Origin of the sequence: Pectobacterium sp. 1950-15 (assembly GCF_037136835.1) — a bacterium.
In the GTDB taxonomy this organism is placed as follows: domain Bacteria; phylum Pseudomonadota; class Gammaproteobacteria; order Enterobacterales; family Enterobacteriaceae; genus Pectobacterium.
Genome location: NZ_JBBBQR010000002.1, coordinates 259,850 through 271,423, shown reverse-complemented (window position 1 = coordinate 271,423; position 11,574 = coordinate 259,850). Strand labels below are relative to the sequence as shown.

Sequence of the window (11,574 nt, the reverse complement as noted above, 5' to 3'; positions counted from 1 at the left end):
AAGAGGGGGGATTGAGAAGAGTGATGGGCAGTTCACTTTTTCGTATTAACGCGCTGGCGGGTGTCACATTTGGAGAGTATAAGGATTATAAAACAGAGTTTCATTTTTCTATCAACGAGGTTTTTATGATTACTGGCAATGTCCACCACCTTGAACTGGTTCCTTATCTGCCTGCCAAACTGCGTGAAGCAATTGAATACGTGAAGAAAAATATTACGGCGGATACCCCGCTGGGCAAGCATGATATCGAGGGCAACAGCGTGTTTGTGCTGATCTCCAACGACAGCACCGATCTGCTGGAAAAACGCCGCGCCGAGTATCACGCCAAATATCTGGACATTCAGATTGTGCTGTCCGGCGTGGAAGGGATGACGTTCAGTAACCTGCCTGCGGGCAAGCCCGATACCGATTGGCTGGCGGATAAAGATATTGCCTTCCTGCCATCGGGTGAACAGGAAAAACAGTTTGTGATGCAGGAAGGGGATTTTGTCGTCTTCTTCCCAGGTGAAGTACACAAACCGCTGTGTGCCGTTGGTGAACCGGCGCACGTACGCAAAGCGGTAGTGAAAATCGACGCGTCGCTGGTGTAGGGTTTTTGTGAACAAGGAACGTTTAGCCATAAAATGGAAGAAAATAATGGCAATAATTCCTCAGATGTCTTCCGGTGGTCTTCCCCTGCGGTAGAGCAGTAAAGGAAAAACCACGTAAATACGGCAAGGCCTGGAAAAAATAGCCAGTCAGTTGCTTAACTGACTGGCATTATTCAGAAAATCATTTTCTTGCTAGAAAACTTCACGATATTTTGATTATAGGTATGTTATTAATTTAAATTATGTAGGATATTTTCCCTGGTGTTGGCCTGTCACAGACTTTTTATTCTATTTTAGTTTTGATAAACAGGTGCATATCAGGTACGGCATATTTTATGTAGGGTAATTTTTATGTAGGGACATACTGATGAAACAAATTACATTACCTGACAGATTAATCGCCATGTTCGAAGGCGATCCTCTCGTCGGCTGGGCAATAAAAGACACAAACTCTCGTTTTATTTATGTCAATAATACCTTTAAAACCTGGCAAACCATATCAACTCGTTATGATTATGAAGGTTTGAACATTAGAGATGTTCCTGTTCCTGTCGCTGAATTTGCAGACATTTTTAACCAGCAGGAACGAGAGATAGAGCGCACAGGTAAGGCGGTGAGAGCCATTACCACGCATATTCAAGGCACGGAAAAAATAATGCAGCCTGCCTACAATATTCAGGAGCCAATCTATGATGAACATCGCAACTGTGTAGGCACAGTGATTAGCGTCAGACATGTTCGGATCATTACGCCGACCTCGTTGCTAAATGGAACAATAATGCAGCACTCCACCTTCGAGCCCCCTTCTGAAATATTTACTGAGAAGGAATGGGAGGTTATTTACCTGCTGGTCTGTGGGATGATGCTTAAAGATATAAGCAGCATCCTCTCAATCACCGTTGATGCCGTTAACAGCAGACTCCGGAGCTGCTACAGAAAAACAGGTTTGAATTCACTATCAGGCCTAAAGGAATACTGTAGATATAACAAGTTTGATAACTACATCCCGCTGTTCTTTCTGAAAAAAGGACATATCATTATCAGAGGCTAACCTGATGGATCCAGATTTGACTCCTGTTGAGTATTACTTTGATAACTCTTTGTTTGGCTGGGCAATAAAGGACTGCAACTCCCGGTATATTTATGGCAATAAAAGGGTATGTCAGTATTTCGGCGTAACAGAGAATAAACTTTTAGGCTGTCTCGACACTGACTTAACGCCTGATGTCAGCGAGCACTATGACCGTATACTGTATGACGACCAAAAAATATTGACCACAAATGAAATGAGTATCGTCCTCAAAACATTTGATTACGGAAGACGAAATAGACTCAGGTCTTTTCTGGTGGAGAAGCGTCCTTGGCGGCTCAACGATGGCAATGACGGTATTATTTGCACTTACATAGAAATCACCAATGTTTATTTTTCAACCTTTCTTATGCCATGCGAAAGGAAGCCCGTTGTGTTCACCCGACCGGCAAATATTTTTACAGACAAAGAGTGGGAAGTCGTTCTGTTGCTGCAGAGCGGGGTGAAGCAAAACCGCATCCCGGGCATACTCGGTATAAGTTCTTCAACGCTTCGTAACAGGATAACGCGTTGCTGTGACAAAGCAGGTGCGGCAAACAGCACAGCCCTGATCCAACACTGCAACCAAAAAGGGTGGGATAACTACATTCCTCCTTTTTTTCTGATAAAAGGGCATGTATCGGTTACCTGAGGAGCTGTGGTTCAGTTGAACGATCACACTGCTGTGTAAGAATCCAGGAACTCGCCTGGTTTTCGGATTTTTTATGTACCTTTCTCAGGCTCTCATACCTGGAATCCGGCGAGAGAACACCGACACGGAATGATCCCACTGAGAAAGGGTTTCCCACCTCTGATCTGTGTTTAAAACACATCAAAGGCGGGCTAAATCTTAATCCTGTACCAGCGTAGCGACCATCACCGCTTTGATGGTGTGCATACGGTTTTCCGCCTGATCGAACACGATGCTGTGCGCGGATTCAAAGACCTCATCCGTGACTTCCATTCCACCGTGCAGACCATACTGTTCCGCCATTTGTTGGCCCATTGTCGTCTGATCGTCGTGGAACGCAGGCAGACAGTGCAGGAATTTCACCTGCGGATTACCCGTTGCGGCGATCATCGCCATGTTTACCTGATACGGCTTCAGCAGCGCGATACGCTCCTGCCAGGTCTCTTTCGGTTCTCCCATGGAAACCCAGACGTCGGTATAAATGAAATCTGCGCCCGCAACGCCAGCGGCGATATCTTCCGTCAGCGTAATGCTACCGCCGGTTTGTGCCGCCGCCGCCTGACACTCTGCGACCAGACCGGCATCCGGCCAGCAGGCTTTTGGTGCGACAAGGCGTAAGTCCAGCCCGGTCAGCGCCGCCGCTTCCAACATGGTGTTGCCCATGTTGTTGCGCGCATCACCCACGTAAACGAGCGTCATGTCTGACAGCGGTTTACCCGGTAAATGCTCCTGCATCGTCAGCAGATCTGCCAGCAGTTGCGTAGGGTGGAATTCGTTCGTCAGCCCGTTCCAGACCGGAACGCCCGCGTATTGCGCCAGCGTTTCAACAATTTGCTGGCCATAGCCGCGATATTGAATGCCGTCGTACATTCTTCCCAGTACGCGAGCGGTATCTTTGATGGACTCTTTATGGCCGATTTGGCTGCCGCTTGGGCCGAGATAGGTCACTTGCGCGCCCTGATCGTATGCAGCAACTTCGAAAGAGCAGCGAGTACGAGTCGAATCTTTTTCGAAGATGAGTGCGATGTTTTTACCTTGCAGGCGGCGGACTTCTGTCCCGTTTTTTTTATCGGCTTTCAGTTTCGTTGACAGGGCTAAAAGATTGGCAATTTCTGCGGGTGTAAAATCCATTAACCTTAAAAAATGACGCTTGTAGAACGGTTGCATGATGTACATCTCCATGTGGCTCAACATCATCGGTTGAATTAAAATTCACTTTATATGTGTAATTATTCAAATTCAAGTGGTGATATCAAACTTTGTGGTGGAGCAAGCCGCAGGGCTGTGGGACAATAAGCAATATTACGTCGATTAATGAGGACTGAGGCATGGCAAACCGCGAATTACTGGAAGAACAACGGGAAGAGACACGCCTGATCATTGAAGAACTGCTCGATGATGGCAGCGATCCTGACGCGCTCTATACCATTGAACACCATTTCTCTGCTGAGAAGTTTGAAGTGTTGGAAAAAGTCGCTGTAGAAGCCTTCAAGCTGGGCTATGAAGTGACGGATGCGGAAGAGCTGGAAGTGGAAGATGGCGTGTTGCTGATGTGCTGTGATGCCATCAGTGAAGTTGCGCTCAATGCGGAACTGATCGACGCACAGGTAGAACAGCTGCTGGCGCTGGCAGAACGCCACGGTGTGAATTACGACGGGTGGGGCACCTACTTCGAAGATCCAGATGGTGAAGGCGAAGAGGACGGGGATGATGAAGATTTTTATGATGAAGATGATGATGGCAAGCGCCATTAATTATTGAATCGTTCATCTCGAAGCTCTCGCCTCACTAAATGCCGCAGGAATATCCTGCGGCGTTTTTTATTCGGCATGACAACGCCTTATTTCCGTACTTTCAGCCTATTACAGCATTTTCAGCATCGTCACTTCACAATCGGTGTGGCCCGTGTTGCCCATTGAGTGCGGAATCAGCTCGAAGCCCAGCGATTCATACAGTCGGATTGCACTGGTCAGGTGGCCGGTTGTTTCCAGATAGCAGCGGCGAAAGCCGTGCTGACGTGCAAAATCAAGCGCCTGTATCGCTAACTGACGCGCCAGTCCTTTGCCTCGCGCGACGGGCAGGAAATACATTTTCTGCAATTCACACACATCGTCTTCACCCGCGACCAGTGGCGCAATACCGCCGCCGCCAACCACGCGGCCTTCGAATTCAATCACCCAGTAGGCGCTTTGCGGCTGGCTATAGAGGGCAAACAGCGCGTCCAGATTGGGATCGGAAACGGTGTAGCCTTTATCGGCCGTCAAACCAAATTCGGCGGAAACCTGACGAATGACCTGAGCGATAGCAGCATCGTCTCGCGCGGTGATTGGGCGTACCTGAAGATTGGCGAAGGTCGCGGTTGTCATAATACGTACTCTTGCTCTTACGGTTTACGAGGGGAATGATTCTGGTCGATTGTAATACCATTTCAGGCCACATCGATGCAACGCCTATCCCCGTTCTTCCTGCTGTGTTTTGAATAGTCTCTGTAGTGACTTTTATTCCATACCCACACTAACGCGTCAGCATTTTCTACTGTTAATGCCATAACACGACACCCTGAAGCTAGAATTATCTAAGATATAAGTAAAATTTCCTGCAATATCTCAAGATATAAATATTAAGGTGCACTATTCCTTACGATTTATAAGACTATGCAGTTGTTTAATTACTGTTAACTTTTATTGTTGTCGTTAACAAGACGTGCTTAAATAAGCCGCTTTTTGTATGCCAGTAACGCTTTTAAGCGCTTTATTAGGCTTATTTCTTTTAGGACGAAAGGTTTATGACAATCAATACTTCAGAAAATAGCACGCAGCATCGCGTGCAGTTTCATGGTAAGGCTGGGGAATATTTTGCAATTTGGCTGGTGAATGCGTTATTAACGGTCATCACTCTGGGAATTTATTCTGCCTGGGCTACCGTACGTCGCCGCCGTTATTTTTATGGCAACACGGAAATTAACGGTGACCGTTTTGATTACCATGCAGATCCCATTCAGATTCTCAAAGGGCGTTTGCTGGTTATCGCTGGAATCATTCTGTTTTATATCATATTGGCGATATCACCCACGCTCGGTACTATTATCGCACTGGCATTTGCGGCACTGATTCCAGTTATCGTGATCCGTAACTGGCGTTATAACGCCATTATGTCCAGCTACCGTGGTGTCCGTTTTAACTATCACTGCCAGACGGGCCGCGCATATTGGGTACTACTGCTTTGCCCGATTCTGCTGATGCTGGCTTTTTATATCGCTCTGGTTGTTGTGTTCATGATTGGTATGCAGAGCAATAGCCCTATCCTTATTGGGTTGATTGCACTGGCGATTGCTATTCCGGGGTTTGCTGCGGTAAACGGCATCATGAAAATGATGCAGCTTGATTTCTATGTGAATAACCTGTTCTTCGGCAAAACAGCGTTTAAAGCGGAATTGACGAAAGCGGCATTTATTAAATTCGCCTTGGTTAGCCTGCTGATTTTTGTACCTTTCCTGCTCGCAGCGCTGTCGTTCATGAGCTCCTTCATTTTCACGCTGTTCCAAACCATTATGATGGGCGGCGGCAATGAAGATCTCATACTGACGATGCTACTGAGCAATGCCTTTAATTTTATTATGATGTTCATTGTGGCGCTGCTGGGCGTGCTGGTTTCCAGCAGCTATCTGGTAGTCGCACAGCGTAATTATCTGTTTAACCAGACGTCGCTGAATGGCGATGTGAAATTGCACTCTTCCATGCAAACGCTGTCTTACATGGGGCTGCTGATAACCAATAGCCTGATCACTATTTTCTCTTTGGGTTGGGCAGCGCCTGTGGCAGAAATTCGTCATGCGCGCTATATCGCGAATGCAACAGCGGTTGAAGGCGATCTGGCACTGCTGCACGTTCAGGCACATCAGGACGCGGCAAACAGCGCACTGGCCGAAGAAGCTGTGCAGGCGCTCGATTTAGGCGTCGGTCTGTAAGTTATATACTCTAAATAATTCGAGTTTCAGGAAGGCCAACGGCTGGCCTTCGGTGAGAGACAGGATGTCTCTCATTTCATCCCGATGAGCTTACTCAGGTAAGTGATTCGGGTGACAAATCTGCCGGGAGCAGATTTGAACGCTGCGTGCAGCGGCCCTTCAGGGCGAGGCCCACGACGGGCCGAGTATTTGAGCGTAGCCAACGCACATGCAACTTGAAGTATGACGAGTATAAGGCAGGAATATGAATATTGAGGGGCATTATCAATACCCCGGATTGGCGGCCCGCGTGGCCGCTTCTCTTCATTTAGCGGACAACGGTTCGATGATGGTGCTGAACACCGGGTCATCGAACACGACATTTGCGCTGGAGCAGGTTACGGTTTCCGATGCGCTGGGTTCCATCCCTCTGACACTCACGTTTCCCGACGGTGGCCGCTTTGTGCCTGCCGACGATCCCACTTTTCGTACGTGGTATTCCGCACGCCGCCGTCCGGGGCTTGTCCATCGTCTGGAACGCCATAAGCGCGGTGTTATTCTCACGCTGTTCGCCACGATCCTGATAGTCATAAACTACGTGTACGTGGTGCTACCGTGGGCGAGTTCCGCGCTGGCGCTACGCATGCCTACCGTTATCGAGCAGCAACTGGGACAAAATACGCTGACGCTGTTGCGGCACAGTGATTTTAAGCCCTCCAAACTGTCTGTTGAGCGCCAGCAGGCGATGCAAACACTGTTTCAGCAGGTTATGCCGCCTGATATGCGGGAAGATAAAACGCCGTTGCGCCTAGAGATCATGTCTGCGCCTATCGGGCCGAATGCCTTTATGTTGGCGGATGGCACGCTGATTATCAGCGACGATCTGGTGACATTGGCAAAAAATGACAACGAGCTGGCCGCGGTGATGTTGCATGAAATGGGGCATCACGCTTACCGTCACCCAATGCGTATGGTCGTGCGCTCATCGCTGGTATCGCTGACATTCATGTGGATGACGGGAGATGTTAGTGGCATAGGGGATACCTTGTTGCAGTCTGCTGCTTTCATCAACGAGATGCAGTTCTCCCGAGATATGGAACGAGAAGCCGATGCATGGGCAATAGCAGAAATGCAGCAGCAAGGGCGTTCGCTACAGTCGATGCAGGCGATGTATCGGGCTTTGGTCACTAACGACCGCAGCCATGATGAAGTGGAATCGCTGGATTTGCCTGACTGGCTGAGTACGCACCCGGATATGGATGAGCGGCTGAAAGCGATTGAAAGAGAGATGAATAAGCACTAATTCTCCGTTTCCGATTCTCAACCCCGATTTAACCCCTGTCTTATGTTGATCGTGTGCGGTGTCACCGCGCACGATCCTTTCCTTGCTATAAATTCGAGCAAAAAATGCGCGATGCGCTATTTTTATGCGCATTTATTTCAGGTCGAAGGTATGGAAAACGTGGCAAAGCGCTTAGGCAGGAATGCGTTAAATATCATACTATTAAAAACTTCATGTAGAATCTTTCGTGATAAATAAAAAATTCAGAGAATAATCTCTTTTTATTATTAGTCCGCTTATGTTTATTGGGATTTTTCCTAATAGACATTAAAATCGCGGCTTCACGACTTCATGATTACCGAAGAGTTATTTATGATTAATCGAATATTATCAGGGGTGCTGGGCGCATTTCTGTTAATGCTGTCACCATTAACGCATGCACAGGCCAATTTCCCAGAGCCCAACGAAGGCGACTGGATTGCGCCAGAATTTACCTTCAACAGTGGCGAAAAATTAAAAGATCTGCGTATTCACTATTACACGATCGGTGATAAAACCAAGCCTGCCGTCTTATTGCTACATGGAACGAACCAGCCGATTAAAGCGCTGCTCGCAAATGGCTTTGGCGGAGAGCTGTTCGGGCCGGGTCAGGCGCTGGATAGCAGCAAATACTTTATTATCATGCCGGAGAGCATTGGTTCTGGAAAATCTTCCAAACCGTCAGACGGCCTGCGGATGAAATTCCCGCAGTACGACTATAACGATATGGTGCAGGCACAGTATCGCTTAGTCAAAGAAGGTCTGGGTGTTAACCACCTGCGGCTGGTGATGGGATATTCCATGGGTGGCATGCAAACCTGGCTCTGGGGTGAAAAATACCCGGACATGATGGATGCGCTGGTGCCAATGGCGTCGCTGCCAAATGAACTGTCTGGTCGTAACTGGATGATGCGTCGCATCCTGATTGAATCCATCAAGAACGATCCGGTCTGGAATAATGGCGAGTACACGCAGCAGCCGCCAACGCTGAAAACGGCCAGCATTATGTTCAGTATCGCCACTACTGGCGGCACGCTGGCATACCAGAACAAAGCGCCAACGCGTGCACAGGCGGATAAACTGGTCGAAGAGCGCCTTGCGGCCCCTTCGAACAGCGATGCGAATGACTTTATTTATATCTGGGGTTCATCCGCAAATTATAACGCGGCACCGGAACTGAATAAGATTAAGGCCCCTGTTCTGATAATTAACTCTGCGGATGATGAGCGTAATCCTGTTGAAACAGGCATCCTGGAGAATGAGCTTAAGAAAATTAAGCAGGCGACGCTGTTCCTTATTCCTGCCAGCAAAGAAACCAGCGGGCATGGCACGATGATGTCGGCGAAGTTTTATAAAGATGAGCTGCAACGTTTCTTAGAAAAAAGTCCGTCTCAGAAAAATAATAAAAAATAAATCTTAATGACCGACAGAGAGTCTATTTTCTGTCGGTCATCGTCTTCTTTATACGTTTCTTTATTTTATTACGGTTTTATAACGAATTTATTTCGGTTCGTGGGTTTAACACGTCTGGAAAAATAACGACCATTACGTAAATAACTGAACGGCTCCGCTGTAGAGCTGGCGCTCACCCTCTCTTATTTCAGACCACAGGGACAATTTATGTTTCGTAAGATAAAGATCCGTACTGCACTCAGCATGATGGTGTTTTCGTTAGCGGCGTTACTGCTTTTTGTCGGCATTCTAGGGTTGGTTGCGGTTCAGTCAGGAAACAAATCATTTGCCCGTGTTGATATGGAAGTACTGCCAGGGCTGGTCGCGCTGAATGACAGCTCTGAACTGCTGTTGCGTGGTCGGTTGGATTTGCGTTTGTACGAATCATTAATGGGGAAAGGGGATGTCGAGGCGGCTAAAGTTGCGCTGGGACGCGCCAGAACCAAAGTTGATGGGGCCAGCGAAAAATGGCAGGAGTACCTGAAATATCCGCAGTCCGAAGAAGAAAAAGTGATTTCTGCGGATATGGCCGAGAAGCGCAATACGCTGATGCAGGACTTTATCGATCCGGCATTTGCAGCGCTTAACGCAGGAAATCTGGATGAATATCGCCAGCGTGCCGGGAAATCGACGGTGCTGTATGCCGCGTTTGATAAATCCTCTAAAGCGCTGGTGGCCTTTAAGCTGAAGAGCATTGATGAAGCCTACGCGGATTCGAATGGGCGTGTGAAGCTGATGGAAGCCATTCTGTATGCGGCGATCGCTTGCGCATTGCTACTGGCGATGCTGGCTTGGTCTGTCATGACCAATATGATCGTGAAGCCGCTGAATCAGGCTATTTCCGTCTTTGACCGCATTGCTGAAGGCGACCTGCGTGCGCAGATTGATAGCAGCGGAAAAAACGAAATCGCACACCTGTTTGCTGCGGTTCAACGCATGCGTGATGGGCTGGAAAACATGGTGCGAGTGGTACGTAACGGGACCGATGCGATCAGTGTAGGGGTTGAGGAAATTGCCTCCGGCAACATCGATCTCTCCAGCCGTACCGAGCAGCAGGCGGCCTCGTTGGATGAAACGGCTTCAAGTATGGAGCAGATCATGTCGACGGTGAAAAACAACGAAGACAATACGCGTAAAGCCAACGATCTGGCGCTGAAAGCCTCTAATTCCGCGTCTCGCGGCGGGAATGTCGTCTCCGAAGTGGTGGATACCATGCGTTCCATCAAGCAGAGCTCTGCCAAGATCTCCGACATTGTTGGCGTGATCGACGGCATCGCCTTCCAGACTAACCTGCTGGCGCTGAACGCCGCAGTGGAATCGGCGCGTGCGGGTCAATACGGCAAAGGCTTTGCGGTGGTTGCGTCCGAAGTGCGGATGCTGGCTGCACGTAGTGCGACGGCAGCGAAAGAGATCGGCACCATGATCGATGATTCTCTCAGCCGTATTGAAAAGGGTGCGGGTCTGGTTGAAGTCGCCGGCAACACCATGGACGAAGTGCTGATGGATGTGAAAAAAGTGGTCGATATCATGGATGAGATCACGCTGGCTTCCAGCGAACAGAGCCGCGGCATTTCGCAGATCAATATCGCCATCAATCAGATGGATGGTGTGACTCAGCAGAACGCATCATTGGTATCAGAAGTGGCAACCTCGGCGAATGCGCTTCAGGAGCAGGTTGTTAACCTGCAACAGTCCGTTTCCCGTTTCCAGATCGCAAGAGAAAACATGGAGATGGATAATGTGTTGCCCGGCTTGCGTCAGAACATTGCACTGGCCGATGCCCGCTAATCGTTAACCGATCGCCATCGCCTGTTTTCGCTCATGCTGGTTGGGCAGCGAAGACAGGCGATTCATGTACGTACTCATCAATCCATAAATGGTGTGGAATCGATAAACGGTACGGGAACCGTTAACGTTAGCCAGACGCCGTTATCCGCCTGATAAAAAATGAACCCCTGCTGATGCATTTCCAGCGTCTTTATTTTCAGCACTGTGGGCTTGCCATGCCGTTGGCCGACGGTTATCGCTGTCGCCTCATCGGCAGACAAATGCACATACTGACGTGAACCGGGACGCAAACCCTGCTGATTGATTGAATCGATAAATCGGGTTGCGGTGCCGTGGTAAAGAAATTCGGGTGGGACTTTAGGCTCGTAACGCATATCGACCTGTGCTGACGAGTGTCCCTGTGCTGCGCGGATTGATAACCCATTTGCTGAAATAGAAAAACGCTTTTTGTCACTGTTATCGACGACGGATTGAATCACTTCTCTGGTTAGAAGACGTCCGTCTTTTGCCGCACAGCTAATCAGCTCGGCAATATTTGCCCATCCTTCGCTGTTCAACGTTAATCCAATGGCTTCGGGCTTGTGCCGTAAAACGTAGCTCAGAAATTTGCTGACATCATCATGCTTCGTGTTGCTCATTGTGTTACTCCATTCCTGCATCGTGCGAAGTGAATAGATTGTAATTGAAAGCCTTTTTATTCGAGCAAAAATAAAAAGC

Annotated in this window: 11 protein-coding genes; 8 read left to right on the top strand and 3 right to left on the bottom strand. The window is 48.5% G+C overall.

Going from position 1 to position 11,574, the window contains the following annotated elements; all coding sequences use genetic code 11:
• Positions 1–125 precede the first annotated feature (125 nt).
• The 3 genes from WCT94_RS03290 (at position 126) to WCT94_RS03280 (ending at position 2,311) form a co-directional block, all read left to right on the top strand.
• Positions 126–590 carry a YhcH/YjgK/YiaL family protein gene (locus tag WCT94_RS03290; RefSeq protein WP_012773086.1) on the top strand — a complete coding sequence of 155 codons (465 nt, stop codon included), beginning with the start codon at positions 126–128 and terminating at the stop codon, positions 588–590.
• Positions 591–957: 367 nt separating this feature from the next.
• A complete protein-coding gene (locus tag WCT94_RS03285; protein WP_336867940.1) occupies positions 958–1,641 on the top strand; it encodes a helix-turn-helix transcriptional regulator in 684 nt (227 codons plus the stop codon).
• A gap of 4 nt (positions 1,642–1,645) precedes the next feature.
• Positions 1,646–2,311 carry a helix-turn-helix transcriptional regulator gene (locus WCT94_RS03280; protein WP_336867938.1) on the top strand — a complete coding sequence of 222 codons (666 nt, stop codon included), beginning with the start codon at positions 1,646–1,648 and terminating at the stop codon, positions 2,309–2,311.
• 198 nt (positions 2,312–2,509) lie between these two features.
• Here WCT94_RS03280 and argF read toward each other — a convergent pair whose 3' ends face one another.
• Complete coding sequence (gene argF / locus WCT94_RS03275; protein ID WP_336867937.1) at positions 2,510–3,517, bottom strand: ornithine carbamoyltransferase; 1,008 nt, start codon at positions 3,515–3,517, stop codon at positions 2,510–2,512.
• A 161-nt stretch (positions 3,518–3,678) separates the two neighbouring features.
• Here argF and rraB point away from each other — a divergent pair, with 161 nt between their 5' ends.
• Positions 3,679–4,104 carry a ribonuclease E inhibitor RraB gene (gene rraB, locus WCT94_RS03270; protein ID WP_012773090.1) on the top strand — a complete coding sequence of 142 codons (426 nt, stop codon included), beginning with the start codon at positions 3,679–3,681 and terminating at the stop codon, positions 4,102–4,104.
• A gap of 108 nt (positions 4,105–4,212) precedes the next feature.
• Here the strand turns inward: rraB and WCT94_RS03265 are convergent, their stop codons facing one another.
• Complete coding sequence (locus tag WCT94_RS03265; RefSeq protein ID WP_336867935.1) at positions 4,213–4,716, bottom strand: GNAT family N-acetyltransferase; 504 nt, start codon at positions 4,714–4,716, stop codon at positions 4,213–4,215.
• A gap of 419 nt (positions 4,717–5,135) precedes the next feature.
• Here WCT94_RS03265 and WCT94_RS03260 point away from each other — a divergent pair, with 419 nt between their 5' ends.
• The 4 genes from WCT94_RS03260 (at position 5,136) to WCT94_RS03245 (ending at position 10,857) form a co-directional block, all read left to right on the top strand.
• Positions 5,136–6,317, top strand: coding sequence for a YjgN family protein (locus WCT94_RS03260; protein ID WP_336867933.1), 1,182 nt, complete (start codon positions 5,136–5,138; stop codon positions 6,315–6,317).
• A 244-nt stretch (positions 6,318–6,561) separates the two neighbouring features.
• Positions 6,562–7,599, top strand: coding sequence for a M48 family metallopeptidase (locus WCT94_RS03255; protein WP_336867932.1), 1,038 nt, complete (start codon positions 6,562–6,564; stop codon positions 7,597–7,599).
• A 351-nt stretch (positions 7,600–7,950) separates the two neighbouring features.
• The gene (locus WCT94_RS03250; RefSeq protein WP_336867930.1) at positions 7,951–9,030 is read left to right on the top strand and encodes an alpha/beta fold hydrolase; all 1,080 of its coding nucleotides are present in this window, start codon (positions 7,951–7,953) and stop codon (positions 9,028–9,030) included.
• A gap of 207 nt (positions 9,031–9,237) precedes the next feature.
• Positions 9,238–10,857 (top strand): methyl-accepting chemotaxis protein, encoded by a 1,620-nt coding sequence (locus WCT94_RS03245; RefSeq protein WP_336867928.1) that lies wholly within the window; start codon positions 9,238–9,240, stop codon positions 10,855–10,857.
• Positions 10,858–10,934: 77 nt separating this feature from the next.
• Here WCT94_RS03245 and WCT94_RS03240 read toward each other — a convergent pair whose 3' ends face one another.
• Positions 10,935–11,495, bottom strand: coding sequence for an RNA 2'-phosphotransferase (locus WCT94_RS03240; RefSeq protein WP_336867926.1), 561 nt, complete (start codon positions 11,493–11,495; stop codon positions 10,935–10,937).
• Positions 11,496–11,574: the final 79 nt, after the last annotated feature.

Bases quoted from the DNA above. Each gene is read 5' to 3' on its own strand.
- WCT94_RS03245 (WP_336867928.1), top strand. From the start codon at position 9,238: ATGTTTCGTAAGATAAAGATCCGTACTGCACTCAGCATGATGGTGTTT.
- WCT94_RS03280 (WP_336867938.1), top strand. From the start codon at position 1,646: ATGGATCCAGATTTGACTCCTGTTGAGTATTACTTTGATAACTCTTTG.
- rraB (WP_012773090.1), top strand. From the start codon at position 3,679: ATGGCAAACCGCGAATTACTGGAAGAACAACGGGAAGAGACACGCCTG.
- WCT94_RS03265 (WP_336867935.1), bottom strand. From the start codon at position 4,716: ATGACAACCGCGACCTTCGCCAATCTTCAGGTACGCCCAATCACCGCG.
- WCT94_RS03255 (WP_336867932.1), top strand. From the start codon at position 6,562: ATGAATATTGAGGGGCATTATCAATACCCCGGATTGGCGGCCCGCGTG.
- WCT94_RS03240 (WP_336867926.1), bottom strand. From the start codon at position 11,495: ATGAGCAACACGAAGCATGATGATGTCAGCAAATTTCTGAGCTACGTT.
- WCT94_RS03285 (WP_336867940.1), top strand. From the start codon at position 958: ATGAAACAAATTACATTACCTGACAGATTAATCGCCATGTTCGAAGGC.
- argF (WP_336867937.1), bottom strand. From the start codon at position 3,517: ATGCAACCGTTCTACAAGCGTCATTTTTTAAGGTTAATGGATTTTACA.
- WCT94_RS03260 (WP_336867933.1), top strand. From the start codon at position 5,136: ATGACAATCAATACTTCAGAAAATAGCACGCAGCATCGCGTGCAGTTT.
- WCT94_RS03290 (WP_012773086.1), top strand. From the start codon at position 126: ATGATTACTGGCAATGTCCACCACCTTGAACTGGTTCCTTATCTGCCT.
- WCT94_RS03250 (WP_336867930.1), top strand. From the start codon at position 7,951: ATGATTAATCGAATATTATCAGGGGTGCTGGGCGCATTTCTGTTAATG.